This window comes from Frigoribacterium sp. RIT-PI-h, assembly GCF_001297205.1.
In the GTDB taxonomy this organism is placed as follows: domain Bacteria; phylum Actinomycetota; class Actinomycetes; order Actinomycetales; family Microbacteriaceae; genus Frigoribacterium.
The window spans coordinates 13499-38782 of record NZ_LHOZ01000039.1 but is presented as its reverse complement, the minus strand read 5'-3'; the positions used below and the strand labels follow the sequence as shown (position 1 = coordinate 38782).

Annotated in this window: 30 protein-coding genes; 13 read left to right on the top strand and 17 right to left on the bottom strand. The window is 73.9% G+C overall.

Translation table 11 applies throughout. The annotated features are described in order from the left end of the window. Positions 1–77 precede the first annotated feature (77 nt). The 3 genes from AEQ27_RS03235 (at position 78) to AEQ27_RS03225 (ending at position 2021) form a co-directional block, all read left to right on the top strand. The gene (locus AEQ27_RS03235) at positions 78–722 is read left to right on the top strand and encodes an FMN-dependent NADH-azoreductase (RefSeq protein WP_054145381.1); all 645 of its coding nucleotides are present in this window, start codon (positions 78–80) and stop codon (positions 720–722) included. Between the two features lie 2 nt (positions 723–724). Beyond that, a complete protein-coding gene (locus AEQ27_RS03230; RefSeq protein WP_152970114.1) occupies positions 725–955 on the top strand; it encodes a hypothetical protein in 231 nt (76 codons plus the stop codon). Between the two features lie 67 nt (positions 956–1022). Further along, a complete protein-coding gene (locus AEQ27_RS03225) occupies positions 1023–2021 on the top strand; it encodes an aldo/keto reductase (protein WP_054145376.1) in 999 nt (332 codons plus the stop codon). A gap of 69 nt (positions 2022–2090) precedes the next feature. Here the strand turns inward: AEQ27_RS03225 and AEQ27_RS03220 are convergent, their stop codons facing one another. Next, positions 2091–2660, bottom strand: a complete 570-nt coding sequence (locus AEQ27_RS03220) for a phosphatase PAP2 family protein (protein ID WP_043595928.1) — start codon at positions 2658–2660, stop codon at positions 2091–2093. Between the two features lie 136 nt (positions 2661–2796). Here AEQ27_RS03220 and AEQ27_RS03215 point away from each other — a divergent pair, with 136 nt between their 5' ends. Further along, positions 2797–3690, top strand: coding sequence for an SDR family oxidoreductase (locus tag AEQ27_RS03215; RefSeq protein ID WP_054145375.1), 894 nt, complete (start codon positions 2797–2799; stop codon positions 3688–3690). Positions 3691–3834: 144 nt separating this feature from the next. Here AEQ27_RS03215 and AEQ27_RS03210 read toward each other — a convergent pair whose 3' ends face one another. From AEQ27_RS03210 to AEQ27_RS03200, 3 genes are all read right to left on the bottom strand, one after another. Further along, entirely contained in the window at positions 3835–4692 is an 858-nt protein-coding gene (locus AEQ27_RS03210) for an epimerase (RefSeq protein WP_054145374.1), read from the bottom strand. Beyond that, the gene (pip, locus tag AEQ27_RS03205) at positions 4689–5684 is read right to left on the bottom strand and encodes a prolyl aminopeptidase (RefSeq protein ID WP_054145373.1); all 996 of its coding nucleotides are present in this window, start codon (positions 5682–5684) and stop codon (positions 4689–4691) included. The genes AEQ27_RS03210 and pip overlap by 4 nt, the downstream gene beginning before the upstream one ends. Positions 5685–5803: 119 nt before the next feature. After that, positions 5804–6229: a DUF1810 domain-containing protein gene (locus AEQ27_RS03200; RefSeq protein ID WP_054145372.1), complete on the bottom strand. Its 426-nt coding sequence runs from the start codon at positions 6227–6229 to the stop codon at positions 5804–5806. Positions 6230–6354: 125 nt separating this feature from the next. Here AEQ27_RS03200 and AEQ27_RS03195 point away from each other — a divergent pair, with 125 nt between their 5' ends. The 3 genes from AEQ27_RS03195 to AEQ27_RS17650 are packed head-to-tail and all read left to right on the top strand — an operon-like array spanning position 6355 to position 7570. Further along, on the top strand, positions 6355–7164 hold the full coding sequence (locus AEQ27_RS03195) for a GNAT family N-acetyltransferase (protein ID WP_054145371.1): 810 nt from the start codon (positions 6355–6357) through the stop codon (positions 7162–7164). Continuing rightward, positions 7149–7415 (top strand): hypothetical protein, encoded by a 267-nt coding sequence (locus AEQ27_RS17655; RefSeq protein WP_054145370.1) that lies wholly within the window; start codon positions 7149–7151, stop codon positions 7413–7415. Before AEQ27_RS03195 ends, AEQ27_RS17655 begins: the two co-directional genes overlap by 16 nt. After that, a complete protein-coding gene (locus AEQ27_RS17650; RefSeq protein ID WP_161805462.1) occupies positions 7412–7570 on the top strand; it encodes a hypothetical protein in 159 nt (52 codons plus the stop codon). Before AEQ27_RS17655 ends, AEQ27_RS17650 begins: the two co-directional genes overlap by 4 nt. Before the next feature lie 338 nt (positions 7571–7908). Here AEQ27_RS17650 and AEQ27_RS03185 read toward each other — a convergent pair whose 3' ends face one another. After that, a complete protein-coding gene (locus AEQ27_RS03185; RefSeq protein ID WP_054145369.1) occupies positions 7909–8586 on the bottom strand; it encodes an SIMPL domain-containing protein in 678 nt (225 codons plus the stop codon). Positions 8587–8635: 49 nt separating this feature from the next. After that, positions 8636–9349 carry an alpha/beta hydrolase gene (locus AEQ27_RS03180; protein WP_082383201.1) on the bottom strand — a complete coding sequence of 238 codons (714 nt, stop codon included), beginning with the start codon at positions 9347–9349 and terminating at the stop codon, positions 8636–8638. Between the two features lie 98 nt (positions 9350–9447). Here AEQ27_RS03180 and AEQ27_RS03175 point away from each other — a divergent pair, with 98 nt between their 5' ends. Together AEQ27_RS03175 and AEQ27_RS03170 are read left to right on the top strand one after the other, a co-directional pair. Further along, positions 9448–9996: an NUDIX hydrolase family protein gene (locus tag AEQ27_RS03175; protein ID WP_043595902.1), complete on the top strand. Its 549-nt coding sequence runs from the start codon at positions 9448–9450 to the stop codon at positions 9994–9996. 146 nt (positions 9997–10142) lie between these two features. Beyond that, complete coding sequence (locus tag AEQ27_RS03170; RefSeq protein ID WP_054145368.1) at positions 10143–11111, top strand: hypothetical protein; 969 nt, start codon at positions 10143–10145, stop codon at positions 11109–11111. Positions 11112–11160: 49 nt separating this feature from the next. Here AEQ27_RS03170 and AEQ27_RS03165 read toward each other — a convergent pair whose 3' ends face one another. Continuing rightward, a complete protein-coding gene (locus AEQ27_RS03165) occupies positions 11161–13053 on the bottom strand; it encodes a DEAD/DEAH box helicase (RefSeq protein WP_200908314.1) in 1893 nt (630 codons plus the stop codon). 351 nt (positions 13054–13404) lie between these two features. After that, on the bottom strand, positions 13405–14004 hold the full coding sequence (locus AEQ27_RS03160; protein WP_054145380.1) for a DUF1684 domain-containing protein: 600 nt from the start codon (positions 14002–14004) through the stop codon (positions 13405–13407). Between the two features lie 248 nt (positions 14005–14252). Between AEQ27_RS03160 and AEQ27_RS03155 the strand changes: the two genes are divergently transcribed. Next, complete coding sequence (locus tag AEQ27_RS03155) at positions 14253–14756, top strand: nucleoside deaminase (protein ID WP_054145367.1); 504 nt, start codon at positions 14253–14255, stop codon at positions 14754–14756. 36 nt (positions 14757–14792) lie between these two features. Here the strand turns inward: AEQ27_RS03155 and AEQ27_RS03150 are convergent, their stop codons facing one another. Next, positions 14793–15281 carry a hypothetical protein gene (locus AEQ27_RS03150; RefSeq protein WP_054145366.1) on the bottom strand — a complete coding sequence of 163 codons (489 nt, stop codon included), beginning with the start codon at positions 15279–15281 and terminating at the stop codon, positions 14793–14795. An 87-nt stretch (positions 15282–15368) separates the two neighbouring features. On the opposite strand from AEQ27_RS03150, the gene AEQ27_RS03145 reads away from it, so the two are divergent. Then, positions 15369–15974, top strand: coding sequence for a hypothetical protein (locus AEQ27_RS03145; RefSeq protein ID WP_054145365.1), 606 nt, complete (start codon positions 15369–15371; stop codon positions 15972–15974). 49 nt (positions 15975–16023) lie between these two features. After that, a complete protein-coding gene (locus AEQ27_RS03140; RefSeq protein WP_054145364.1) occupies positions 16024–16329 on the top strand; it encodes a DUF427 domain-containing protein in 306 nt (101 codons plus the stop codon). Positions 16330–16465: 136 nt separating this feature from the next. Here AEQ27_RS03140 and AEQ27_RS03135 read toward each other — a convergent pair whose 3' ends face one another. The 8 genes from AEQ27_RS03135 to AEQ27_RS03100 form a co-directional block, all read right to left on the bottom strand. Continuing rightward, positions 16466–17110: a CGNR zinc finger domain-containing protein gene (locus tag AEQ27_RS03135; RefSeq protein ID WP_054145363.1), complete on the bottom strand. Its 645-nt coding sequence runs from the start codon at positions 17108–17110 to the stop codon at positions 16466–16468. 73 nt (positions 17111–17183) lie between these two features. Further along, positions 17184–17639, bottom strand: coding sequence for a SprT-like domain-containing protein (locus AEQ27_RS03130; RefSeq protein WP_054145362.1), 456 nt, complete (start codon positions 17637–17639; stop codon positions 17184–17186). Between the two features lie 21 nt (positions 17640–17660). Further along, complete coding sequence (locus tag AEQ27_RS17645; RefSeq protein WP_054145361.1) at positions 17661–18911, bottom strand: hypothetical protein; 1251 nt, start codon at positions 18909–18911, stop codon at positions 17661–17663. Positions 18912–19283: 372 nt separating this feature from the next. Beyond that, positions 19284–20492 (bottom strand): sorbosone dehydrogenase family protein, encoded by a 1209-nt coding sequence (locus AEQ27_RS03120; RefSeq protein WP_054145360.1) that lies wholly within the window; start codon positions 20490–20492, stop codon positions 19284–19286. Between the two features lie 170 nt (positions 20493–20662). Next, positions 20663–21067 (bottom strand): flagellar assembly protein FliW, encoded by a 405-nt coding sequence (locus tag AEQ27_RS03115; protein WP_043594811.1) that lies wholly within the window; start codon positions 21065–21067, stop codon positions 20663–20665. Continuing rightward, on the bottom strand, positions 21064–21948 hold the full coding sequence (gene flgL, locus AEQ27_RS03110; protein WP_054145359.1) for a flagellar hook-associated protein FlgL: 885 nt from the start codon (positions 21946–21948) through the stop codon (positions 21064–21066). Before flgL ends, AEQ27_RS03115 begins: the two co-directional genes overlap by 4 nt. A 3-nt stretch (positions 21949–21951) precedes the next feature. Beyond that, on the bottom strand, positions 21952–23376 hold the full coding sequence (flgK, locus tag AEQ27_RS03105; protein WP_054145358.1) for a flagellar hook-associated protein FlgK: 1425 nt from the start codon (positions 23374–23376) through the stop codon (positions 21952–21954). Between the two features lies 1 nt (position 23377). Then, a complete protein-coding gene (locus AEQ27_RS03100) occupies positions 23378–23881 on the bottom strand; it encodes a flagellar protein FlgN (RefSeq protein ID WP_043594815.1) in 504 nt (167 codons plus the stop codon). 469 nt (positions 23882–24350) lie between these two features. Between AEQ27_RS03100 and AEQ27_RS03095 the strand changes: the two genes are divergently transcribed. Next, positions 24351–25172 (top strand): sigma-70 family RNA polymerase sigma factor, encoded by an 822-nt coding sequence (locus AEQ27_RS03095; RefSeq protein WP_152970113.1) that lies wholly within the window; start codon positions 24351–24353, stop codon positions 25170–25172. The last annotated feature ends 112 nt before the right edge of the window (positions 25173–25284 follow it).

Here is a 25284-nt window from a genome sequence, read left to right as displayed (position 1 = left end):
GCCGCTCACGTCCGGAGGTGAGCGGCACGTCGTGCCCCCTCGCCGGCCGTGTCGGCCGCCCCGGCTACGGTGGGCGCATGCCGAACCTGCTCCACCTCGACTCGTCCGCCGACCTCACGACGAGCCGTTCGCGCGCGATCACCGCGGCGTTCGCCGACGCCTGGCGCGACCTCGGCGCCGACCACACGGTCACCCGCCGAGACCTGCACGTCGACCCGCTGCCGCACCTGAGTGACAGTGCGCTGCACTGGCCGCCGCGCCTCCGGCAGCCGGGCGACGCCCCCGACCCCGCCCACGAGGCCCTGCAGCAGGCCCTGATCGCCGAACTCGTCGCCGCCGGCGTCGCGCTGACCGGTGCCCCGCCCTACAACTACTCGCTGCCCTCGACGCTCAAGGCCGGGGTCGACAACATCCACCTGCCCGGTGTCACCGCGCCCTTCGACGGCGACGACCAGCAGCCGATGCTCGGACGACCCGCGGTCGTCGTGACCAGCCGCGGCGGCATCTACGACGAGGGCACGCCCACGGCCGGCTGGGACCACGCCACCCCGGTCCTCGACATCGTCCTCGGGTCGACGCTCGGCATGCGCGTCGAGACGATCGCCACGAACCTCACGCTCAGCGACCGGCTCCCGATGCCCGAGGCCGCCCGCGAGCGCGCGGCGCGCGAACTGCGAGAGGCGAAGGAGGCGGCGGTCGCCTCGGCCCGCCGCCTCGGGTGACCGTGTCGTCGCGACGACGAGGCGGTCGTCGGGCCGGGGCCGCACGTCGGCTGAAGTCGATCGTCGCCCGCGTCTTCGGCATGCTGGCCGCGGCACTCGCCATCATCGGGCTCGTCCGGCTGCTGCAGGGACAGGCCGGCTTCGGTGTCGCGTTCCTCTTCGCGGGGTTCGTCTCGGTGGTCGTGGCGTACGCGCTCGTCCGCAGCGTGAACGCGTCCCGTTCGAGGCGCTGACGGGCCGAGCCGCGCCTCCCGGGGCCGGGTGGGCCGCCGCGCACGGCGCGCGCCTAGGCTCGACGACATGCAGAGCCGCACCCTCGGAACCCGTTCATCCTTCCTCGCCGACCGCCCCGTCTCGGTCATCGGACTCGGCACCTGGCAGCTCGGTGCCGACTGGGGCGACGTCAGCGAGAGCGACGCGCTCGACGTGCTCGGCGCCTCCGTCGAGTCGGGGGTGACGTTCTTCGACACCGCCGACGTCTACGGCGACGGCCGCAGCGAGCAGATCATCGGCCGCTTCCGCGCGTCGAACCCCGACGTGCCGTTGACCGTCGCGACCAAGATGGGCCGTCGGCTCGACCAGGTGCCGTCGAACTACGTCCGCGAGAACTTCGTCGCCTGGACCGACCGCTCGCGCCGCAACCTCGGCGTGGACACGCTCGACCTCGTGCAACTGCACTGCCCGCCGACGGCCGTGTTCGAGAGCGATGCGGTCTACGACGCCCTCGACGAGCTGGTCGAGATCGGGGCGATCCGCGCCTACGGCGTCAGCGTCGAAGAGACGGCTCAGGCCCTGACCGCCATCGCGCGCCCGAACCTGGCGACCGTGCAGATCATCTTCAACGCGTTCCGTCTCAAGCCCCTCGACGAGGTGCTGCCCGCCGCGCGACGCGCCGGCGTCGGCATCATCGCCCGCGTCCCCCTCGCGAGCGGGCTGCTCTCGGGCAAGTACACGACCGAGACGACGTTCGCCGAGAACGACCACCGCACCTACAACCGGCACGGCGAGGCGTTCGACCAGGGCGAGACCTTCAGCGGCGTCGACTTCGAGCAGGGCGTCGCCGCCGCGCCGGAGTTCGCCGCGGCCGTCCCCGACGGCGTCACCGTGCCGCAGGCCGCCCTCGCCTGGATCGTCGAGCAGCCGGGCGTGAGCACGGTCATCCCCGGCGCGCGCAACGTCGCTCAGGCCACGGCGAACGCGGCGGCCGGCAGCGTCGGTGAACTCGCCGCCGGGCTCGACAGCGAGGTCGTCCGCATCTACGACCAGTACTTCCGCGAGGCCGTCCACCCCCGCTGGTAGTCCAGCGGGTCGACCCGGCCGGTCCCGCTCGGTGTCGCCGAGCCGGGCCCGGCCGGGAGTCCCGGCGGGTCAGCGCTCGCGCGGTGACACGAGTCGCCCGACCAGCGCGACGCCCGACCCGATGATCAGCCCGCCGACCACGTCGGACGTCCAGTGCGCCCCCACGTGGAGGCGCGACCACGAGACGGCGCCGGCCAGCGGCAACAGGGCTGCCGCGGCACCCGGCGACTCGATCGCGACGCCCGTGACGAAACCGGCGGCGCAGGCCGCGTGTCCGGACGGGAAGGACGCGGACAACGGCTGGCTCCGCAGGCGTCGTTCGATCGGGACGTCGTCGATCAACGGACGGTTGCCGCCGAAGATGCGCTTGCCGACGATGTTCGCCATGGCGCTGGCGAAGCCGAGCGACAGCGTGCCCCGCACGGCGGCGCGACGCTGACCGACGAGGGCGAGGCCCGCGGCGACGGCGGCCCACAACAGGCCGTGGTCGGCGAAGTGGCTGAGACGGCTGAGGTTGCGGTCGACGACCGGCACTCCCCGGACCGAGTTGATGCGTTTCGCGGCCCGGCGGTCGGCGCGCAGCACCCAGGCGGGCAGGACCTGACGGGGAGTCTCGGAAGGCAGTGGCAGCAGGGGCACGCGACCACCGTATCTTTCCCCGGGGGCAGCGCCGCGCCTCCTCGGCTCGGCTCGTCGTGCCGCGACCCGCGACGTCGCTCCGGGCAGGGGTACAAGCTGGGCCGGCGCGCGCCGGCCGCCGCGTACACCGGGGGACATGGCAGACAACATGTACACCCCGCAGAACCCCGTCACCCAGTACCCGCAGCCGCCCTTCGAGCACCAGCAGCAGAGCGCTCCCGGCGACGTCCACGCCATGAAGCCCGAGCCCGACCACGGCGAGACCAGCTACGTCGGCAGCGGTCGCCTCGCCGGTCGCAAGGCCCTCGTCACCGGTGCCGACAGCGGCATCGGCCGCGCCACCGCCATCGCCTTCGCCCGCGAGGGAGCAGACGTCGCGCTGAGCTACCTCGCCGAGGAGCAGTCGCAGGCCGAGGAGGTCGCCGCGCTCGTCCGCGACGCCGGTCGCACCGCCGTCCTGCTGCCCGGTGACCTGCAGGTCGAGCAGACCAACGTCGACGTCGTCGAGAAGACCGTCGCCGAGCTGGGCGGCCTCGACATCCTGGCGATCATCGCCGGCGTCATGCCGACCGTCAGCAGCATCGACGACTTCGAGACCGAGACGCTCGACCACGTCCTCAGGGCCAACATCTACCCGCTGTTCTGGCTGACCAAGGCCGCCTCGAAGCACCTGCAGCCGGGGGCGTCGATCATCACGACCTCGTCGATCCAGGGCTTCCAGCCGTCGCCCGACCTCGCCGAGTACGCCGTGTCGAAGGCCGGCATCGCGAACTGGACGCGTGCCATGGCCCAGCAGCTCGCCGAGCGCGGCATCCGCGTCAACGGCGTCGCACCCGGCCCCGTCTGGACGCCGCTGCAGCCCGCGTTCGTGCCGAACGAGAAGATCGAGAGCTTCGGCTCGGAGGCCGCCTACGGTCGCCCCGGACAGGCCGTCGAGCTGGCCCCGTCGTTCGTGTTCCTGGCCAGCCAGGAGTCGAGCTACATCAGCGGTGAGACCATCGCCGTGACGGGTGGCACGCCGATCCACTAGATCGCCGCTGCACCCTCGAGAACGCCGTCGAGTGGACCGGACACCGTTGGATGTCGCGGTGCTCGGTTCGCCCGGCGGCGTTCTCGTGAACCGGGCGCTCCCGGCAGACGATGCCCGTGCAGGTCGTGCCCGGGCTGGCCCGGCTCAGGGGTGCCGGACGCCCTCGCCCGCGATCACCGCGCGATACCCCTCGCGGTACGTCGGGTACGCGAAGGCGAACCCGGTGCCGCGCAGTCGCGCGTTCGACAGCCGCTTGTCGCCACCGGCCTGACGGCCCCGAGGAGGCGCGCTCGGCGGCACGGGCTCCCTCAGTTCGTCGGCCACGAACGTCAGCACGTCGTCGAGCCTCGACGGCTCGTCGTCGACCCCCACGTACAGGACGTCGGTCGGCCCTGAGATGGTGGTGAGGTGCACGATCGCGGCCGCCGCGTCGTCCCGGTGGATGCGGTTCGTGTGCGGCGAGCTGCCCGCCGGCTCGGCCAGTCGGGCCTCGCCGGCGCGCACCTGGGTGATCAGCCGCTCTCGTCCCGGGCCGTAGATGCCGCCCAGGCGCAGCACGATGCCGTCGGGGCGACGCCCGTGCAGCCGGGCTTCGGCCTCGAGGATCACCTCGGCCGTGGCAGAGGCCCCGGTCGCCGGCGTCGCCTCGTCGACGACGCTGCCGTCGTCGACGTCGTCCACGGCGGTCGACGAGACGAACAGCACCCGGGCGTCCACCGCCCCGGCCTCGTCGAGTGCGTCGAGGACGGTGCGCAGGCCGTCGACGTACGACGCCCGGTAGGTGTCGACGTCGCGCGACCCGGCCGAGAGGGCGACGACGACGACCTCGGTGTCGGCGGGGAGCGTGGGGCGGGTGGTGCTCAGGTCGATCGAGACGCCCTCGATCGACGCGGGCAGCTTGTCGGCGGGGCGACGGGGGCCGGGGGCGCGGTGCCCGAGGGCGACGAACCGCAGGGCGGCCTCGGTGCCGAGGGCGCCGCAGCCGGCGAGGACGACGGTCATCGGGTCACCTCGTCGTCGGATGAGGTCGGCGCGTCGGCGAACCGGTCGGTCGCCGCGATCAGCGCGTCGAGGATGCCCGGCTCGTCGAAGGCGTGCCCGGCGTCGTCGACCAGGACGAACTCGGCGTCGGGCAGGGCGGCGTGCAGGTCGAACGCCGTGGTCGCCGGCGTGCACAGGTCGTAGCGACCCTGCACGATGACCGTCGGGATGTGCGCGACGAGGTGGGCGTCACGGATGAGCTGACCCTCGTCGAGGAAGCCGCGGTGGACGAAGTAGTGGTTCTCGATGCGGGCGAAGGCCAGGGAGAACGACGGGTCGGAGTACCGCTCGACCAGGTCGGGGCGGGGCAGCAGGGTGATCGCCGAGGCCTCCCACGACGACCACGCGACGGCGGCCGGCCCGTGCACGGCCGGGTCGGGGTCGGCGAGCAGGCGCGAGTAGGCCTCGATCAGTCCGCCCGGGCGGCGTTCGTCGACCGGCACCGGGGCGAGGTAGCCCCGCCATCGGTCGGGCAGCACGTTCGACGCCCCGCCCTCGTAGAACCAGTCGAGCTCGCTCTGTCGCAGCGTGAAGATGCCGCGCAGCACGAGCTCGGTGACCCGGTCGGGGCGGGTCTCGGCGTAGGCGAGCGCCAGGGTCGACCCCCACGAGCCACCGAACACCTGCCAGCGGTCGATGCCCAGGTGCTCGCGCAACGTCTCGAGGTCGGCCACGAGGTGCGGCGTCGTGTTCGTCGAGAGGTCGGTGCCGAAGGTGCCCACGTGGGGCGTGCTGCGGCCGGCCCCGCGCTGGTCGAGCAACACGATGCGGTACCGCCGCGGGTCGAAGAGCCGGCGGCGCGCGGGCGACGGCCCGCTGCCGGGCCCGCCGTGCAGAAAGACCGCCGGCTTGCCGTCGGGGTTGCCGCATTCTTCCCACCAGACGTGCTGGCCGTCACCGACGTCGAGCAGGCCGGAGTCGTACGGTTCGATCTCGGGGTAGAGCGGGGGCATGCCGACGAGCGTAGCCGTGGGTGCCGACACCGGCAGGGGAGGCGCGGTGCCTGTGGGCGGCGACCCGCGCCTCCTCGTCCGGGGACGAGCCGTCAGGCGACCGCGGGTCGCCGGCGGGCTCAGAGGCGGGCGACGGTCAGGTCGCCCTCGCCGCCGTCGAACCCGCGGTCGAGTACGGCCCGGAACACGGGCTCGGGCGGGTCGGCCCGGCGGAAGAGGGGCATCGGCGGGCGCAGCTTGAGGGCGCCGACCCCGCCCAGCCGGTCGTCGCCGTCCGCCGTGTCCGCTGCTCCGGCCAGGCCCGCCGCCTCGCGCAGCCGCGGGCCGAGCAGGGGGTGCGCGAGGTAGGCCCGCGCCTCGTCGAGCGAGCGGATCGCGTAGGTGCGATCCATGCCGCTGCGGCCGAGGCCGGCGATCTGCGGGAAGACGAACCACATCCAGTGCGACGACTTCCGCCCCCGTCGTAGCTCGGCGAGGGCCTGGTCGTGGGTCCCGCCGGAGTCCTGCGCGCGGACGTACCGGTCGAGGTCGAAGGGGTCGCTCATCGACCCGTTCTACGCCTCGCACGTCGGGTCGTCGCCCCCCTGGCGTGGAGGCCGAGACCGGCGCTAGTCTGGTCGGCTGCCCTGCCGGGCGGCGGACCACGTCCCTGCCTCGACCCCGGAGCCCCGTGACCGACATCGTGATCGACGAACTCGTCGTTCCCCGCACGCTCGAGCCCCGCCCCGCCACCGACCACGACGCAGGCCCCGCCGCCGACCACGCCGCCCGCGTCGCCACCTACGTCGAAGCGATCGCCCTCGAGAACGCCGTCCAGACCGAGGTGCTCGGTTTCGACGACCTCGACTTCGCCCCGGCCGAGCAGTTGCCGCAGTGGCACGACCCGTTCACGCCGCGGCGGCTGTTCGTGGCGCGGGCCCAGGGGCGCATCGTCGGCCAGGCCACGTACGAGACGCTCGCCGACCCGGCCGTCACGACCTGCTGGCTCCGGGTCGCCGTCGCCCCCGAGCACCGCCGCCGGGGCCTCGGCACGGCCCTGCTCGACCACGTCGAGGCCGTCGCCCGCGCCGCCGGCCGGACCGACGCCATCGCGTTCGTGGCCTCCGGCCAGGGCATCGCGTCGGGCCAGGGCGTCGCGTCCGGCCAGGGCGTGGCCTCGGGCCAGGGCGCTACCGCAGGCTCGGGACCCGCAGCGGACTCGGCCCCCGTCACCACCCCGGCCGACCGCCTCGAGGCCTCGACCGGTCACGGGGGGGTCCCCCGCGCCCCCTCGGAGGTCCGGTTCGCGCGCGCGCGCGGCGCCGCGCGCGGCCGGTCGCGGGCCCCCGCCCCCTGCCGCCGCCGGGGGACGGGGGGGCGCTGGCCGGGATCCGCCCCGAGGCGCCCGCCGCGGCGGGGGGCGCGTACCGCGTCCACCCCTGGTCGGGCCCCACGCCCCGGCGCTGGCAGTCCGACGTCGCAGCCATGGCGACCGCCCTGAGCACCGACGCGCCCATGGGCGACGTGCCCGAGCCCGAGGACGTCTGGACCGTCGAACGCCTCGTCGAGGCCGAGCAGCGACGGGCCACGAGCGGGCGTGCCTCGCTGACCGCGGCGGCCGAGCACGTGCCGTCGGGCCGACTCGTCGCGTGCTCCGACCTCGCGGTGCCCGATGACGCGTCGCGACCCGCGATGCAGCAGATGACCCTCGTGCGGCGGGAGCACCGGGGCACCGGCTGGGCTGGCTGGTGAAGGTCGCCAACCTCGACCGTCTGGCCGTGGAGAAGCCGGGCCGCCCGGCGGTGCTGACCTTCAACGCCGAGGAGAACCGGCCCATGCTCGCCGTCAACGAGGCCGTCGGGTTCGTGTCGGTCGGCGTCGAAGGGGTGTGGCACCGGCTGCTCTGAGGTGCGCCGCCGGGTCGACGGGCGGCGCGGCGCCCCGGGGTGCCGGAACCGGAATCGGACCAGCCGCTCGGGTCGGCGTGTGCCGAACCCGACCAGCGGCGAGCCCCTGGCGTGCCGAACCCGACTGGCGGCACCCCCCCCTGGCGTGCCGAACCCGACCGGCGGCACGCCCCTGGGTGTGCACAACCCGACATCGTCGCGACGACGCGCCGCTCAGTTCCGCCGTCGCCCAACGTGTCCCAGGCCGGTTGTCGCGATTTGCACACAGGGACGGACAACACCGGGCCAGGGGCAGGGGAGGCCGGGTGGCAGAGCCGCGGCGTGGGGGAGCTGACGGGTCAGGCGACGAAGTCGGCGCTGACCTCGGCGGAGACCTCGATGTCGTCGGGGTGCAGGTCGAAGGTGACGGGGCCGCCCGACGAGAACGTCGTGACGGCACGGGCCAGGCCGAACGGGCTGCCGCCACCGGGGGCACCCGGCCGCAGCCCCGGCTCGAACACCGACTGCAGCGTGGGTTGCCCCAGCCCGAGCGCCTCGGCGTAGTCGCCGGCCCGGGTGACGGCGTCGGCGATCGCGGCGACCCGGACGGCCTTCTCGACCTCGGGTCGGCGGGCGTGGCTGAGCGACCACTCGATCCAGTCGACCGTCACACCGGGTTCGAGGGCGACGTCGCCCACCCACGACGCCAACGCGTCGAAGTCGCTGAACCGCACGTCGACGGCGGCCCGGGTACGGAACCGCACCCCCGAGGAGGCGCGGGTCGCGTCGCCCCCGTCCCCCCGGTCGGCCGTCGCCTCGGTCCCGATCGCGACCGTGACGCTCCGGGCGCTCCCCCAGGTGGCGGCCCCCTGGCGGCGCCAGGCCGTCGCCTGCTCGGTGAGGCGGGAGGGCACGGCGGCGGTGTCGCGGACGACCTTCTCGCGGTCGTCACCGTCGAAGCCCACGGTGAGGTGGACGACACCCCGCTCGGCACGGTGGCGGTGGGTGGCGGAACCGGACACCGAGAGCGTCGCCATCGCGCGCCTCCTTCGTTCGTCAGGGGTGAGGGCCGGGGCGGGCCCCGGATCAGTCGGTGGAGTCGGCGCCGGCGACCGGCACGGGTGCGTCGGCGTCGACGACGGGGGCGGCGGTCACGCGACCGATGAACGCGTTGAGGTCGTCGAGCTCTTCTTGCGAGATGCCGTGGGCCAGGCCCGGGTACACGGTCTGCTCGGCGTCGGCGTGCGCCTCGAGCCAGGCCGAGGTGCGCTCGACGGCGTCGGCGGGGATGATCTGGTCGACGTCGCCGCGACCGGAGAAGACCGACGGGCGGACGGCCGCCACGGCGTCGTCCCGTGCGGCTGCGCGCTCGAGCGTGGCGTCGTCACCTGCGGCGGGGACCAGGAAGCCGGCGAGCACGGCGGCGAACTCGAACCGCTCGGGCGCATGCCGGACCAGTTGCAGCGAGAGCGAACCGCCCTGTGAGAAGCCGAGCAGGCTGACGCTCGGGTGGTCGCTCGTCAGAGAGTCGAGCCAGGCGAGCACGGCCTCGGCCGCGTCGTCGACGGCACCCGGGTCGGGCGCACCGGGCGTCGAGAGCGGGTACCACGAGAAGCCGTCACCGTGAGGCAGCGGAGCCCGCAGCGACGCCGCCACGAAGTGCTGCGGCAGGTAGGGAACGAGGCCGATCAGGTCGCCCTCGTGCGAGCCCACGCCGTGCAGCAGGACGAGCAGCGGCCGCCCGTCACGCTCGGCCTCGACGGCGGACCACTGGACGAGGGACGGGTCGATCTGCACCATGGGCCGAGCCTAGCGACGGGGGCCGACATCGGGGCCGGTGCTGTTCGCCCGTAGCGTCACGTCACGCGAGCGGCCCGTCGAGCCGGTAAGAATGGGCCATGAGCTCCGTGCGGACACCCGACCCCGACCCCAATCCCGGCTGGCTCTCGGAGGACGAGCTCTTCCAGGCGCGGCAGCACCTGCCGATCCTCTACGTCGAGGCCGTGCCCGTGCGCACCGACGGCATGGGGGTCGTGACCGAGGTCGGGGTGCTGCTCCGCGCCTCCGACGAGGGGTCGATCTCGCGCATGCTCGTCTCGGGCCGGGTGATGTACGGCGAGAGCCTGCGCACCGCCCTGTTCCGTCACCTCGAGAAAGACCTCGGGCCGATGGCCTTCCCGCAGCTGCCGCCGTCGCCGGTGCCGTTCCAGGTCGCCGAGTACTTCCCTCTGCCCGGCTCGTCGGTCTACACCGACCCCCGGCAGCACGCCGTCTCGCTCGCCTACGTGGTGCCCGTGACCGGCACCTGCGACCCGCGACAGGACGCCCTCGAGCTCACCTGGCTGACGCCTCACCAGGCCGCCTCCGACGAGGTCGCCGCCGAGATGGAGGGCGGCCGCGGCACCCTGCTGCGCAGCGCCCTCGCCTCCGTCGGCGCCCTGCACTAGCCGCCGCCGTCCCGACACCCCAGGAAGTCGCTCAGACCCTCGCGCGCGAGACGGGGTCTGGGCGACTTCCTGGGGTCTCGCGACGTTCTCCACAGGCCGACGGCGGCAGGAGGCGCGGGTCGCGCCGGTCCGCCAGGCTCGAGTCCGTGCCCACTCCCGACGACGACCTGATCCGACGAACCGTCTGGCTCCGCGGCGGCCGTGACGACCACGCGCTCCGACGTCGTGCCCGCGCCGGGGAGCTCGTGCGCGTCGCGCCCGGTGCCTACGTGCCCGCGTCGACCTGGACCGAGGCCGACCCACGACAGCGGCACGTGTTGCAGGTCCGGGGAGTGGTCGGGCGGCTGACCTCCGACGTCGTCGTCTCGCACGAGTCGGCGCTCGCCCTGGACGGGTTCCCCCTCCTGGGGCGTTGGCCCGAACGCGTCCACGTCGTCGACCGGAGGCGCGCCAGCACCCTCACATCGTCCACGCTGGTACGTCACGCCGCCGACCTCGATGCCGCCGACCTGACCAGCAGGTGGGGCATGCCCACGGTCGTCCCTCTCCGAGCCGCTCTCGACGTCGCGCGTACCCGCGACCTCCGAGGCGGACTCGTCGTCATCGACCACGGACTCCGGTCGCAAGCCTTCGACCGGACTGCCGCGGGAGCCCACCTCGAGGCTCGTGGCTCCTACAGAGGTACCCGGGTGGCCGCCCTCGCTCTCGCCCTCGCTGATCCACTCTCGGAGTCGGTCGGCGAGTCGCTCAGCCGGGCGGGCATGTTCGAGGCCGGGCTCGCCCGACCGGTCCTGCAGATAGCGTTCCACGACGCGGAAGGCTTCGTCGGGCGGGTGGACTTCTGGTGGCCGTGTTGCGGAGTCGTCGGAGAGTTCGACGGCCTCGTGAAGTACCTCGGCCGAGCCGAACGTCGGGGTCGCACGCCCGAGCAGGTCGTGGTCGACGAGAAGCTGCGCGAAGACCGCATCCGTGCCGTGCCCGGTGTCCGCGGCTTCGCCCGGTGGACCTGGGACGACGCCCTGACGCAGCGACCCATGCTCGACAAGCTCGCCCGTGCGGGCCTCGCCGGCTGCACGCACGGTCCATGGATCGCCGACACCCCAGGAAACCGCTGAGACCCCCGTGCGCGCACGGGGGTCTCAGCGGTTTCCTGGGGTCTGACGGTCAGCGACCGCCGCGCTGGCCGCCGCCGGTGCGGGCCTTGCCGCCGACCAGGCCGCCGACCTTGAGCGAGCCGGGACGGCCGCCCTCGGACGAGGCGCGGCGTCCGCCGCTGCGCTGGCCGCCGTCACGCTGGCCGCCCTCGCGCGAGCCGCCGAGCGACGCGGCGAACTCGGCCTGGTCGTTGCGGACGGCATTGGTGCGGCTCTGGCCGCCGTCGCTCTGGGTGCCGCTGCTCTGGGCGCGGCGACCGGTCTGACGGCTGCCACGGGTCTCGTCACGAGCACCGTCACGAGCACCGTCACGCGCGCCACGGGCGTCGTCACGGACGGGCGTGGACGAACCGCGGCCCGACTCGGTCGAGTAGAAGGTCGAGGCGCCACCGCGGGGGGCGGCGTCGCGGCGCGCACCTCCGTCGCGACCACCCTGGCGGCCGCCGTCACGCGAGCCACCCGAGCGACCCGCACCGGCACCGGCGCGACCGGCGTCGGAACCGCGACCCGCGCCTCCCTGGCTGGGGCGACCCGAACGGTCCTGGCGGGCGATGGGGTTGCCCTGCGAGTCCTGGCGGGCGGCGCGCTTGCGCTGGGCGTTGGCGCCCTGCGAGCGTCCGCCGCCACCCTGCTGCTGCTGGACGGCAGCCTTGGGCGAGGGCTTGACGTAGGCGGCGACCTGGCCGACGAGGGCGTCGACCTCGGGCGAGTTCGGCGTCACGGCGGTGATGGTCGGGCGGATGTCGGCCTTCTTCATCAGCTGGGCGACGTCGCGCTTCTGGCTGGGGATGACGAGGGTGACGACGTCGCCCTCGGCTCCGGCGCGGGCGGTGCGGCCCGAGCGGTGCAGGTACGCCTTGTGCTCGGTCGGCGGGGCGACGTGGATGACGAGCTCGATGTCGTCGACGTGCACGCCTCGGGCGGCGACGTCGGTGGCGACGAGGACGCGGGCCGAGCCGTCCTGGAAGGCGGCGAGGCTGCGGGCACGCTGCGGCTGCGACAGGTTGCCGTGCAGGTCGACGGCGGGGATGCCCGACTCGGTCAGCTTCTTGGCGAGCTTCTTGGCGTGGTGCTTGGTGCGCATGAAGAGGATGCGACGGCCCTGGCCGCCGGCGAGCTTCTGGATCAGCGCGTTCTTGCTGTCGACGTCGGGCGTCTCGAAGACGTGGTGGGTCATCTTGGCGACGGGCGAGTTGGCCTCGTCGACCGAGTGCAGCACCTCGTTGTGGAGGAACTGCTTGACCAGCTTGTCCACGCCGTTGTCGAGGGTGGCGCTGAAGAGGAGGCGCTGGCCGTCGTTCGGGGTGGCCTTGAGGATGCGCGTGACACCGGGCAGGAAGCCCAGGTCGGCCATGTGGTCGGCCTCGTCGAGGACGGTGATCTCGATGGCGTCGAGCTTGACGAAGCCCTGCTTCATGAGGTCTTCAAGGCGGCCGGGGCAGGCGATGATGATGTCGACGCCGGCCTTGAGGGCCTGAACCTGGCGGTTCTGCGAGACGCCGCCGAAGATGGTGGTGGTGCGCATGCCGTAGGCCTCGGCGAGCGGGGCGAGCACGGCGTCGATCTGGGTGGCGAGCTCGCGGGTGGGGGCGAGGACCAGGCCGAGGGGGCGACCGGCACGACGGTTGCCGCCGGCCAGCTTGCCGCCGAGGCGCGCGGCCATGGGGATCGAGAAGGCGAGGGTCTTGCCCGAGCCGGTCTTGCCGCGGCCGAGGACGTCGCGTCCGCCGAGGGTGTCGGGCAGGGTGTCGACCTGGATCGGGAACGCGGTGGTCTTGCCTTCCGCGGCGAGGGACTTCACGATCGGGGCGGGCACGCCCAGCGAGCTGAAGGTGACGGTGTCGGCCGCCTCGTCGACGGTCGTGGCGTCGGTGTTCTCGGTGTCGAGGGTGTTCGTTGACATGTGGTGCACCTTTCGGGGCATCGGTGTCGAGCCGGGCCGAGGCTGCCTGGCCACCTGCTGGTGCGAGGGCACGTCGGGGACGTGCTCGCACGAGGGCGGGGCAGTGCCGGGAGAACGGCTGTCGTAGCCGGGCTCGAGGTGTGGCGACGGTGCAGGTGTGCACGATCGTTTCGCCGCAGAGTGAGCTTCGCGCGCCTGCTGTTCTGCCTGGGTGTGTGCCAGGACGGAGAGGCGGTGAGGGGCGTGCTACGACGCAGGGAGCCGATCGAACCGGCTCGCAAGTGACACCAGCCTAGCGGCTGGGGCCGGAAAACGCGACGGGTGTGGTCTGCACGGGTGTGCAGGCGTGCCTCAGTGCGCGCGCCCGTACCGCTCGCCGACGGGGATCTCGACCGCGACCGTGTTGCCCGGCTGCGCGAGCGGGCAGGCCCAGGCGGGGTCGTAGGCACAGCTCGGGTTGTAGGCGAAGTTGAAGTCGAGCACGATCGTGCCGGGCTCGCCGCCGGCGCCGAGGTCGGCTCCCTTGACCGAGTCGATCAGGTAGCGACCGCCGCCGTAGGTGCCGCCGGACTTGCCCGCCAGGGCGTCCTTGATCGGGATGAACAGGCCGCCCGCGTACTGCGCCAGCTTCCACACGTCGAGGCTGCCGACGCCGGGCACGTCGACCACGCCGACGAGGTCGAAGAGCACGTCGCCGTCGGTGCCGGTCTCGACCACCATGCGGCGCGGTTCGGCCGGCTCGACCGCCACCTCGAAGCGCCAGGCCGGGTCGTACGGCTTCGTCGGCAGGCCGGTGAAGTCGGGGCGGTCCTCGGGCAGCAGGGGGGTCGAGGGGTGCGTCGAGAACAGCTCGTCGCGGGTGCGTCGCCACAGGTCGTGGGCCGCCGCCAGGTCGGTCGCCTCGCGCACGTCACGGTAGAGCCCGTGGATCGTCCGCCGCCACGACGCGATGTCGAGCGCGCCCTGGGCGGGGGTCGTCGCGGGCTTCGGGGCGGTGGTCTCGGCAGAGGCGTCGGCGCTGGCGCTGGCGTCGGGGGTGTTCTCGCCGGTGGACGAGGAGGCGCGGGTCGGGTCGGTCACCCCTGCCACCGTACGCAGGCGGTCGCCCCGCCGCCCGTGGCTCCCTCACAGGCGGGTCGCCCGTCCACAGCTCGCCGTCCCGGCCGCGGCGGACGGTGCCCCCTGGCTACGCTCGCCCCATGACGACCGACACCACGACCACCGACCCCACCGTCACCCCGGCCGACCTCGCGCAGCTGCACCGGGCGATCGCGGTCGCGCAGCAGGCTCGCGACCACGGCAACCATCCCTTCGGCTCCCTGCTGCTCACGGCCGACGGGGACGTCGTCGAGGCCGAGAACACGGTCGTCACCGAGGGCGATCCGACGGGCCACGCCGAGACGAACCTCGTCCGTCTCGTCGCGCAGCGGTTCGACAAGCCGACGCTCAAGGCCGCGACCCTCTACACGAGCACCGAACCGTGCGCGATGTGTGCCGGAGCGATCCACTGGGCCGGCATCGGTCGGGTCGTCTACGCGCTCGCCGAACGACAGCTGCTCGGCATGGTCACCGAGCAAGAGGGCGAGTCGACGCTCGACCTGCCCTGCCGCGAGGTCTTCGCCCGTGGGGGAGGCGCGGTGTCCGTGTCGGGGCCGGCCCTGTTCGCCGAGGCCTCGGCCGTGCATGCAGGGTTCTGGGGCTGACGCGGCTGCGGGGCCGGCTCGATGCCGGTGCCGAGATCAGACGTGCTTCGGGTGGGTCGGCGCCCCGCGCCAGGTCGGGGCCAGAGCCTTCATGCGCAGCGCGCGCCACTGCCAGGTCGCCCAGAGTCCGGGCCAGAGCAGCAGGCCCAACGGCCCGGCGTGGAACTCGAGCCGGTCGCGCAGCAGCGTGTGCCCCGACCCGTCCGGCGCGACGGCCATGCGGTGGTTGATGCGCATGCGGGCGAACTGGCCGCTCGTGCCACGACCGGTGTCGCGCTGGATCCACGCACCGTCCCGTTCGTGCCAGTCGAGGTCGACGTGCGTGCTGCCGAGCGGCAGGACGCCGAGGATGCTCGCCGACACCGGATGCGCCTCCTCGGTCCAGCGGTCGGGGAAGCCCGACGGCGACTCGGACCGGTAGACGACCAGCGGCTTCGTCACGGCGACCATCACCTGGGGGTCACGCAGGGCGTCGGTCGCGACGTCGACGGGGCAGGCGAGGCGGAGTCTGAGCTGCACGTGCATGCCCCGATCCAACTCCCGCCGCCTGATCGCATGTCACGCCGCGTCACGCACGGACGACGTCCGACTGCGGCTGCCTACGCTGGTCCGATGAGTTCGCACGGCCAGCAGAAGTACCAGGTGAGGCTCGACCACGGCGTGGCCGGAGCCGCCCGCATCGCACCCGGGGCGCACGTCGTCGTCGTGGTCGACGTCCTCGACGGGCACGGCACCCTGACGCGGGACGATACCGTGCGCGTCGTCGCCGCGCTGCCCGAGGTGGCGAGCGGGGCCGACGTCCTCGTCGTCACCGGCGCCGGGGCCGCGGCCGAGGTGGCCCGGCACGTGGCCGAGCGTCAGACCCGACAGGGCGACCGCGCCCTCGTCGCGATCGTCGCCGCGGGGGCGGTCGAGGCCGACGGGTTCCGGCCCGCCGTCGAGGACCAGCTCGCTGCCGGAGCCGTGGTCGACGCGCTCGCCGGGGTCGGCATCGACTTCTCGTCACCCGAGGCGGCCGTCGCCTGCGCCGCCGCCGGGGCGCTCGCCCGGGCTTCGTCGCACCTGCTGACGGCCTCGGCCTCGGCGGCCGAGCTGGTCGCGACCGACCGGGGCGACGTGGTCGACGCGGCCCGCGCCTCCTCGTCCTCGGCGGCGGCGGCGGCGGTCGTCGCCGTCGTCCGGGCGGGCTCCCGCGAGGAATTCATCCCCTCGGCGTAGCGTTGCGGCCAGAGCGACCCGAACGTCGCCCCGACCCGCAGGAGGAACCATGAAGGCAGTGCTCACCGACGGAACCGTCGTCGCCGAGGCCCCGAAAGACGAGCTGATCTCGATCGAGGGCAACTGGTACTTCCCGCCCGCCAGCGTCAACGCCGACCTGCTGACCGAGAGCCCCACCCAGTACCACTGCCCGTGGAAGGGCGACACCCAGTACTTCAGCGTCAAGTCGGGCGACGACCTGCTGCAGGACCGCGCCTGGAGCTACCCGACGCCGATCCCGACCTCGTTCGACCGCGTCGGCAAGGACTACTCGGGCTACGTCGCCTTCTGGAAGGACGTCTCGGTCGTCGACTGACCGGACGCCGACTGACTGCTCGTCGACCGTCGCCTCCGTGCTCGGGCCGCCCATGCGGGGCCGCACCGCTCACGCCGCCACGAAGTGAACAACCCGCCACGCGATCAGGTGGCGGGTTGTCCACTTCGTGGCGGCGTCAGGCGCGGGCGGCCCGGGCACGGTGCGCCCGCACCTTGGCGCGGTTGCCGCACCGTTGCATCGAGCACCAGCGACGGCTGCCGGCGCGCGACTCGTCGAAGAAGACGAGCCCGCACGCCCCGTTCGTGCACCGACGGAGGCGCGAGTCCGGTCCGCCTCCGAAGCCGACGGTCGTGAAGAGGGTCACCGCGTCGCGCGCCACCGACGCCATCGCCTGCCCGAGCCGTAGACGCCCTGCCCCGGCCTGGCGTCGGCCGCCCTCGAGCGACGGCGGCACGTCGGGCAGCGCCGCGAACAGGTTGAGCGTGTCGACGTCGTCGGGGTCGGTCGAGGTGCCGTCGGCCGCGGCCACCGCGAGCCGGGCGATCGCGTCGCGCAGGCCCCGGGCGTCGGCGAGCTCACGGTCCGCGGCGGAACCCGCGATGCCGTCGAAGCGTTCGCCGATCCAGTCGTCGAGGTCGGCGGGCAGCAGCAGGCCGTCCCACGGGGTCGACCCGTCGGCGGGCAGGTCGAGGCCCGACTCCGGGCCGAAGCGCGACCCGGCACGGAACCCGCCGAGGTAGGCGAAGTCGAGGCTGAGCGCCCCCGAGTCGAAGAACCACCGGGTGTCGGTGTCGGATCTGAGCCACTGTCCGGTCTGCACCTGACCACCCTAACCGGTTACGCGCCTCCTGCAGGCCCTCCTGTCTCCCGGACCGGGCCCGGGAGGCGCGGCGTCAGACCTCGCGCTTGGTCCAGGTGATCAGGTGGGCCGGGTCGTACCGACGCGAGCACCGCCCACAGGCGAGCGGTCGCGCCGGCTGCCGGTAGCGGTAGTGCTCGTGCCCCGCGGGGCAGACCCCGACCCACGGGGCGAGTTCGCTGGCGATGGCTCCGTCGTGCAGGCGTGAGCCGACGTAGCCCAGGTCGGTCGCGACGGCCTTCCACCGGGGACCGTGACCGGCGCGGGAGCCTGCGAGGGCGTGGGCGACCTCGTGCAGCAGCACCTGGTGGATCTCGTCGTCGTCGTAGCGGCCGGCGAGGTGCCGCGAGACCGTGATGCGCTTGGTCGTGTAGTTGCACAGGCCCGCGCGGGTCTTGGCGTTGTCGAAGCCGAAGGTCCACACGGCGGGGTCGAGGTGCAGGTCGATGAGCGCGGCGGCCCAGCGCCGCACCCGGTCGAGGTCGGCCACGTCGAGGTCAGGAGGCGCGGGTCAGCGCCGCGGGAACGGCCAGGTGGTGGGCTCGTCGTCGCGCGGGAGGCCGTCGACGACCCCGGTCACGCCGGTGCCGCCCGTGCGGGGCCGCTCGGTCGCGCGTCCCTCGTCGTCACCACGTCGCTCGGCGTCGAACTCGTCGGAGTCGCGGCCGCGGCGACCCGCGGCACGCTCGGCGAGGTGGCTGATCTTGCCCCAGAGGCCACCGTCGCGCGGTGCGGCAGGAGCGGTCGCGGCGACCTTCTCGGCCCGGGCGGCGGCGGCCGCGGCCACCGGCGACGCGGCGGCCTCGTCGGGCATCGACTCGGGGTCGAAGCTGATCGCGGCGGTGCGCGCGGCGTCGATGGGTTGACGGACCGGCACCGCGCCTCCGTCGGCGTCGGCGTCGGCGGCCGTGGCCTCGGTGCTCTGCGGCACCTCGGGGGCGGAAGCAGGAGCGGGAGCAGACGCGGGCGGGGGGGGGGGGGGGGGGGGGGGGGGGGGGGGGGGGGCCCCGCCGTAGAGCGCGGCGATGCCGTCGAAGCGGGGCACCTGGGTCCGGGCCGGGGCCGCGGGCGAGACCGGCGGCGCCGACGTCAAGGGCTGGACCGGCACCGGGTTCGTGTCACCCACGGCCGGGGCCTCGATCCGTGGCTGCGGGCCCGTGTCGCTCAGGTAGGCGCGCATGACGCCCTCGATCGCGACGCGCAGCCCGTTCGTACGGTCGCGCGGAGCGCCCGACGCCTCGTACGCCTCGAGTGCCTTGGCCAGCGTCTCGCGAGCCTCTTCGTTGCGGCCGAGGTCGTACAGCGTGTAGCCCTCGAGTTCGGCGGCGGCGGCCTCGAGCTCGCGCCACTCTTCGGTGGCGGCCGTGATGCGGCTGGGGGGCAGGTCGTTCAGGGCGCGGTCGAGCTTGCCCTGCTCGCGGAAGATGTGCGCCCGTCGGATGCGGGCGGCCGTCGAGTCAGCCCGGTCGCCGGTGAAGTGCGCCAGGCGGAAGGCCTCCTCGGCGATGGCGAGGGCCTCGTCGAGGCGGCCGAGCAGGCGCAACAGGTCGGCGCGCTCACCGAGGGCTGCGGTGCTGCGGCTCGGGCCGGGGGGGGCGGGGGGGGCCTCGGGGGCGGGGGGGCCGGCCGGGCGGGGGTGGGGGGGGGCGAACCCGCGGGCCCCGCCGGTGCCGGGCACGGCGGGGGCGGCGAACCCGGGCGGCACGGTCTGGGGGCGGGCGCTGCCGGGTGCTGTCGTGGCGGGTCGGTCGTGCTGGCTCATCGAGTACGAGGGTAACCGCCCGGCCCCCGAACGGGCCGCGCGGCGCGCAGCGTGTGAGCGAGTGTCACGGGGCCGTGGGGAGAAGTCGACCCGCGCCTCCTCGGGGTGCGGCCGACCCCGCCCCGCGCCTCCGCGGGGTGCGAGCCGACCCCGACCCGCGCCTCCGCGGGTGCGTGCCGAACCCGCCCCGCGCCTCCTCCCGTCGTGTGCACATCCCGACACGTGGGCGCATCCCGCCACGCGATCGTGCCGGTCGACCGGCGTGTCGCCCTCCGGCTGTCGCGATTTGCACAGGAGAAACAGCGGAGGCGGCAACGGCAAGAGGAGGGCAGGGCAGGGCGAGGGCGGAGGAGGCGCGGGTCGCCCGCCGGGTCAGGGGACGGCGGTGAGCGGGACGCTGACGATGCGGTCGTCGCCGGCGCTCGGCGTGCCGCGTCCGTCGGTGTTGTTCGTCACGATCCAGAGGGTGCCGCCGGGACCGGGGAGGACGTCGCGGATGCGGCCGAGCGACCGGTCTCCGGAGAAGAGCTCGGTCGGCACGGCCTCGGAGCCGGGCGCCACCTGGATCTCGAACAGCTTCTCGCCGCCGAGCCCGGCCAGGTACAGCGTCGTGCCGACCGCCGTGAGGCCGCTCGGGCTGGCGTCGTCGGTGGACCATTGCAGCACCGGGTTCGAGAAGCCGGCGACCTCGCCGCGTCCCTCGACCTCGGGCCAGCCGTAGTTCGCCCCGGGCTCGAGGGCGTTGAGCTCGTCGTAGGTGTTCTGCCCGAACTCGGCCGCCCAGGCGGCACCGGTGGCGTCCCAGGCGATGCCCTGCGGGTTGCGGTGGCCGAGCGAGTAGACGAGCGACCCGGGCGTCGGGTTGTCGTCGGGCACGCCGCCGACCGGGGTCGCGCGCAGCACCTTGCCGCCGAGCGACCCGGGGTCCTGGGCGTTCGGCCGCTGGTTCGCGTCGCCCGTCGTCACGTAGAGCAGCCCGTCCGGGCCGAACGCGATGCGGCCGCCGTCGTGGTTGCTCGCCTTCGGGATGCCGGTGATGACGGCCTCCTGCTCGCCCAGGCCGTAGGAGCCGGCCTCCCCCGTGACGGGCGCGCGCCCCACGCGGTTGTCGCCGGCGGGCGTGGCGTAGGCGGCGGGGGACGGCGGCGCCCCGGCGGGCACGGCCAGGCCGAGCAGTCCGCCCTCGCCCGCGTGCACGCCCCCGCCGATCGTGCCGGCCTCGCGGGTGCTGCCGTCGGCGAGCAACTCGAGCACGGTGCCGGTGTCACGCAGGCTGACGAACGACGACCCGGTGTCGAGTCGCACGACCGACCAGGGGGCGGCCAGGTCGGTGGCGACGTCGGTCGGTTCGGCGTCGGCCGCGACGGGGACGGCGGGCGCGTCGCTGGTCGGGGCGACCGGACCCGGGCCGGCGGCGGCGGTCGGGTCGGTCGGGGTCTCGGACGCCGGGCGGGTGGCGGCCCGGCCGCCCGAACCCGAGGTGTCGGCCCCGGCGGTGCAGCCCACGAGCAGGACGGCGGTGACCGCCGCCATCGTGCCGACGGCGAGCCGGTGCCGTGTGGTGCGGGGTGTCGTGATCATGATCGCGCCTCCTGCGTCCCAGGCAAGCCGATGCCCGCGACGCCCGCACCGGTCGTCACCACACCGTGACCGCCTTCGCAGCCGGGCCCACCCGCGCGGGGTGGCGGTGCCCGCCGCGGCGAGCCGCTGCCCGGCCGCGAGCCGGGACGGTGCCCAGCCGCGATCCGGGCCTACGCGCGCGGGTTCAGCTCGGCGCGCAGCGGCCAGTCCTGGCCCTCGAGGATCAACTGGGCACCCGCTCCGGTGCGCACGTTGACCACGATCGGCGCGAGCAGGTTCACCGTCATGCCGGTCGACGCGGGCGTCGCGACGACGAGCAGCAGGGCCTCGGCGGCGTCCTGCAGGTCGAGGGTGGCGGACTGGTCGTCCGACACGACGGGCGAGTAGTCGGGCAGGTGCACGGACGCGTCGAGCACGAACAGCCGCACCTCGGACCCGCTCGCCCGCAGGGCGAAGAGCCCGGGCGCGCCGTCGATGCGCTCGAGCGAGAAGTCGGTCAGCGGTTCGAGACCGAACGGAGGCGCGACGAACGTCACGACGGAGCCCGCGACCTCGCGGGCGGCGTTCGCGCTCATCGGAGGAAGTCCATCAGCGTGGGCTGCAGCACCTTGGCGGTGACCGCGAGGGCTGCCTGGTAGGAGGTGTTCTGCATCTGCAGGTCGAGCACGGCCTGGCCGAGATCGAGGTCCATGATGCCGGCGCGCTGCGCCTCGAGCGTGGTCTTCGTGTCCAAGAGGGTGTCCTCGGCTCTCTGGATCTGGGACTGTCGTGCCCCGATGTCGGACTGTACGCCGCGGACGGCCGTCAACCGGGCGTCGACCTCGGTGAGCCGCGTCCCGACGTTCACGCCGGCCCGCAGGTCGCTGCTGATGCGGTCGAGCATGCTGAAGACCGAGTCGGCACCGGTGCCGAAGGCGGTGGCCCCGTCGGCGTCGACGCGCACGGTGGTCTCGACGCCGATCTGGCGGGTGACCGACGAGCCCGGGGTGCCGGTGTAGCTGAAGTCGGGGCGGAAGGCGACGCCCGCGTCCGACGTGCCGGCGAAGACGCTGCGGCCGTTGTACGAGGTGTTCGCCACGGCGAGCAGGTCGGCCTTGAGACCGTCGATCTCGGTCGCGATGGCGTCGAGCGCGGGTTGTGACAGCGCGCCGGTGTTGGCGCCCTGCACCGTGAGGTCGCGCACCTTCTTGAGCACGTCGTCGGTGGACGACAGCGCCGAGTCGGCCAGCGAGAGCCACCCGTCGCCGTCGCCGACGTTGCGGGAGAACTGCACGTTCGCCGCTTGCTCGGCCTTGACCCGCAGCGCGTCCGCCGTGCCGGCCGGATCGTCCGACGGCTTCGCGATGCGGTCGAGGGTCGACGCGCGCTGCTGGGCCTGGTCGACCCGGTACGAGCTGGTCTGCAGGTTGCGCTGCGCGGTGAGCATCGCCATCTGGTTCGTGGTGCGGGTGATCATCGGTTACCTCCCGACCCGTCCCATGCCGTTGATCAACGTGTCGAGCATCTCGTCGATCGCGGTCATGACCCGGGCCGCGCCTTGGTAGGCGTGCTGATAGGTGAGCAGGTTGACGTTCTCCTCGTCGAGGCTGACCCCGGCGGTCGAGAGCTGGCGGCCCTTGGCGGACGTCGCCGCGAGGTCGGTGAGGGTCGAGCGGTCGGCCTCGGTGCGGGCCGTCGCCCCGATCGTGCTGACGATCGAGCCCCAGGTGCGGTCGGGCGAACCGACCGACAGGCCGATCTGGCCGACGGCCCGGGCGACCGAGCCGTCGAGGGCCCCGCCCGTGCCGTTGCCCGAAGCGATGGTCGACGCGCCGGTCGGCAGCACGGTGAGACCGCGGGCGGCGGACACCCCGGCGGTGAAGCCGAAGAAGTCGTGGCCCGTGGTGCCGTCGGCCGTCGTCCCGGTCGCGTGCACCGCGTTGACCTGGTCGGCGAGCTGCGTCGCGAGGGCGTCGTAGCTGGCCGCGGCCTCGGCCAGCACGCCGCCGGTTCCGCCGGCCGTGGCCGGGGCGAGCACCGACAACGAGCCGGCGATGCTGCCGCCGTCGAGCGAGATGGGGTCGCCGGCGCGGTGGGTCCACTCGAGGGAGACCCCCGAGGAGGCGGTGGCCAGGGTGTAGTCGCCGGTCACCTTCACCTGCCGGGCCGAGTCGCCCGACACCAGGGCGTTGCCGCCGACCAGGACGTCGACCGTGCCGTCCGCGTTGTCGCGCACCGTGCCTCCGGCGAGCGTCGCGATCTTCTCGGTGAGGGCCGAGCGCGCGTCCACCAGCTCGTTGGTGCTGACGCCCTGCTGGGTCGCGGTGCGGATGCGCACGTTCAGGTCGGCGACCTGGGTCGCGGCCGAGTTGAGCTGCGAGGCGAGGCCGTCGAGCTGCTGACGCTGCGAGGTCCACTGGTCGTCCACGGCCTTGTAGCCGGTCGAGAGGGTCTGGGCGATCGTGTTCGCCTGTCCGAGCAGCACGGCCGCGGGCGCGGCGGACGACGGATTGTTCGAGAGGTCCTGCCAGCCCGACCAGAACTTCGTCAGCTGCGAGGCGATGCCGGTGGTGCTCGGCTCGTTCAGGGAGGACTCGAGGGCGGCGGGGACCGAGGCGCGGACGCCCTGGTAGCCGGCGGCCCCGGCGGCGCCGCGCACCTGCGCGTCGGCGAACCGGTCGCCGATGCGGGCGATGCCGTCGACCGACACGCCCTGTCCGGGCTGGACGCCGCTAGAGAACAGGCCCACGCGGGTCGCGGACTCGATCGAGGACTGGGTGACCCGTTGGCGCGTGTAGCCCTCGGTGTTGACGTTGGCGATGTTCTGGCCGACCACGTCGAGCCCGGTCCGGGCCGCGGTCAGCCCGCGGTAGGCCGTGTTCAGGCTGCCGAAGGTGCTCGCCACGTCAGAGCCGCCCGTCGAAGAGGTGACCGCCGGAGGCGCTGGCCGAGTTCGCGTGACCGGTCTGGCCGGTCGCGTCGTACGTCGCGGTCGCGGGGCCGGTCGACGCGGTGGCCAACGTCTCCTGCGTGGCGCGGGCGGCGGCCCGGAGGAAGCGTTCGTTCTCGTCGCGCAGCTGCGCGATGCGGCCGGTCAGCTCGGTCATGGCGCGCAGGTGGGCGGTGAAGATCTCGCCCCAGGGGCCGGCCGGGGCCGCGGCGATGATCTCGCGCAGCGGGGCCTCCTCGTCTGTGCCCCACTCGCGGGCGACGGCCGACACCTCGACGCTGCGCTCGAGGCCCGCCGACCGCAGGCGTCCGAGCACCTGCTCGACCTCACGCGTGGCGTGGTCGATCCAGCGGCTGCGTCCCGCGGTGAGCAGCAGCTGCTCTTCCTCGAGCTTGAAGGTCAGCAGCTCGAGCAGCTCTCGCTCTCGCCAGAGCAGCGCGGAGAGTTCGTTCGCGCCCATGGGGGCCTCCTCGGTCGGTTGCGCCGGTGCGTCGGGTTCGTCGGTCGTCGGCGAGGAGTGCCTGACGTCCTCTGCACCGGGGACTATCGGCGGAGGCGCGGGGCACGTTAGTCACCGGCCCCGAACCGTGCTCCTAGCCTCAAAGGAGTGGTCGAAGCCAGGGGCGTTCGGACCCAGTCCGGGGGTGGGGGCACGGGGTGTGTCCCCCGAAGGGATGACGGCCGTTCCCCCGCACTGGGGGCAGTCCCGACCTGCCGCCGCCCCCCTCCTGCTCGGTAGCGTTGCAGAGCAGCGACGGGCCCCCGACGGGTCGGTCGCAGCGCACCATCCGCGGTCCCGCCCCTACCTGTCCGGGCGACCCGCGCCTCCTCGGCGAACCCTGTCGACGTGCCCTGATCAGAGGGCCGTTCGTCGCGCCCGGAGTCACCGTCACCGGACCACAGAGGTCCCCTTCGCACTGGGAGTCGCGATGAACCGCACCGAACGCAACGCCATGGTGGTGGAGAACCTGCCGTTGGTCGGGTACCTCGTCTCGGAGGTGTGCGCCCGCGCCACCCACCTGTCGCGTGACGACCTCGCCTCGGTCGGTGCCGTCGCCCTCGTCCAGGCCGCCGACGCCTTCGACCCCACCCTCGGCATCCCGTTCGGCGCCTACGCCCGCACCCGCATCGTCGGCGCCTTCGCCGACGACATGCGCTCGGGCGACTGGGCCAGCCGTGGCACGCGCAAGCGCATCAAGGAGACCCTCGCCGTCCAGGAGGCGCTCACCGCGACCCTGGGACGCGCCCCGAGCGTGGACGAGATCGCCGGTGCCCTCGGCGTCGACCGCCAGACGGCCGCCGGTGCGCTGACCGACGCGGCCCGCACGGTCTCGGCCCTCGACGACACCGTCGCCGACCACCTCGCCGCCGACCTGCCGCTGCCCGAGGAGAACCTGCTGGTCTCGGAGCGCAGCCGCTACGTCGCCGCCGCGGTCGAGGCCCTGCCCGAGCGCATGCGCCTCATCGTCGAGGGCGTCTACTTCGGCGACCGCACGGTCACCGAGATCGCCGACGAGCTCGGCATCACCCACTCGGCGGTGTCGCAGCAGCGCACCGAGGCGGTCCGCCTGCTGCGCGACGCCCTCGAGTCGCACTACGCGGACGACCCGGACGCCGAGTTCACGCCGGTCTCGAAGACGGCGCCGGCCCGACGCAGCGCGTACCTGTCGCGCGTCGCGACGAACGCCGCCGTCGGCGTCGCCCGCGCCATGCGCGAGCCCGACGCCACCAGCGTCAGCACCGCGGTCTGAGACCGCGTCAGAAACTTCTGCGATTCACCTAACAGTCGCGGTCGACCGGTCGACAGTCACCGGTGTCAGCCCACGGATGGGCCGACGAACACCACCCAGTCACGGAGGAGAA

What these genes read in the sequence shown, in the direction of transcription:
- AEQ27_RS03235 (WP_054145381.1), top strand. Translation starts at nt 78, where the DNA reads ATGCCGAACCTGCTCCACCTCGACTCGTCCGCCGACCTCACGACGAGC.
- AEQ27_RS03180 (WP_082383201.1), bottom strand. Translation starts at nt 9,349, where the DNA reads ATGGTGCAGATCGACCCGTCCCTCGTCCAGTGGTCCGCCGTCGAGGCC.
- AEQ27_RS03150 (WP_054145366.1), bottom strand. Translation starts at nt 15,281, where the DNA reads ATGCACGTGCAGCTCAGACTCCGCCTCGCCTGCCCCGTCGACGTCGCG.
- AEQ27_RS03210 (WP_054145374.1), bottom strand. Translation starts at nt 4,692, where the DNA reads ATGACCGTCGTCCTCGCCGGCTGCGGCGCCCTCGGCACCGAGGCCGCC.
- AEQ27_RS17645 (WP_054145361.1), bottom strand. Translation starts at nt 18,911, where the DNA reads ATGAGCCAGCACGACCGACCCGCCACGACAGCACCCGGCAGCGCCCGC.
- AEQ27_RS17655 (WP_054145370.1), top strand. Translation starts at nt 7,149, where the DNA reads ATGGCGACCGCCCTGAGCACCGACGCGCCCATGGGCGACGTGCCCGAG.
- AEQ27_RS03095 (WP_152970113.1), top strand. Translation starts at nt 24,351, where the DNA reads ATGAACCGCACCGAACGCAACGCCATGGTGGTGGAGAACCTGCCGTTG.
- AEQ27_RS03100 (WP_043594815.1), bottom strand. Translation starts at nt 23,881, where the DNA reads ATGGGCGCGAACGAACTCTCCGCGCTGCTCTGGCGAGAGCGAGAGCTG.
- flgL (WP_054145359.1), bottom strand. Translation starts at nt 21,948, where the DNA reads ATGATCACCCGCACCACGAACCAGATGGCGATGCTCACCGCGCAGCGC.
- AEQ27_RS03145 (WP_054145365.1), top strand. Translation starts at nt 15,369, where the DNA reads ATGAGTTCGCACGGCCAGCAGAAGTACCAGGTGAGGCTCGACCACGGC.
- AEQ27_RS03115 (WP_043594811.1), bottom strand. Translation starts at nt 21,067, where the DNA reads ATGAGCGCGAACGCCGCCCGCGAGGTCGCGGGCTCCGTCGTGACGTTC.
- AEQ27_RS03215 (WP_054145375.1), top strand. Translation starts at nt 2,797, where the DNA reads ATGGCAGACAACATGTACACCCCGCAGAACCCCGTCACCCAGTACCCG.
- AEQ27_RS03120 (WP_054145360.1), bottom strand. Translation starts at nt 20,492, where the DNA reads ATGATCACGACACCCCGCACCACACGGCACCGGCTCGCCGTCGGCACG.
- AEQ27_RS03225 (WP_054145376.1), top strand. Translation starts at nt 1,023, where the DNA reads ATGCAGAGCCGCACCCTCGGAACCCGTTCATCCTTCCTCGCCGACCGC.
- AEQ27_RS03155 (WP_054145367.1), top strand. Translation starts at nt 14,253, where the DNA reads ATGACGACCGACACCACGACCACCGACCCCACCGTCACCCCGGCCGAC.
- AEQ27_RS03165 (WP_200908314.1), bottom strand. Translation starts at nt 13,053, where the DNA reads ATGTCAACGAACACCCTCGACACCGAGAACACCGACGCCACGACCGTC.
- AEQ27_RS03200 (WP_054145372.1), bottom strand. Translation starts at nt 6,229, where the DNA reads ATGAGCGACCCCTTCGACCTCGACCGGTACGTCCGCGCGCAGGACTCC.
- AEQ27_RS03140 (WP_054145364.1), top strand. Translation starts at nt 16,024, where the DNA reads ATGAAGGCAGTGCTCACCGACGGAACCGTCGTCGCCGAGGCCCCGAAA.
- AEQ27_RS03185 (WP_054145369.1), bottom strand. Translation starts at nt 8,586, where the DNA reads ATGGCGACGCTCTCGGTGTCCGGTTCCGCCACCCACCGCCACCGTGCC.
- AEQ27_RS03175 (WP_043595902.1), top strand. Translation starts at nt 9,448, where the DNA reads ATGAGCTCCGTGCGGACACCCGACCCCGACCCCAATCCCGGCTGGCTC.
- pip (WP_054145373.1), bottom strand. Translation starts at nt 5,684, where the DNA reads ATGCCCCCGCTCTACCCCGAGATCGAACCGTACGACTCCGGCCTGCTC.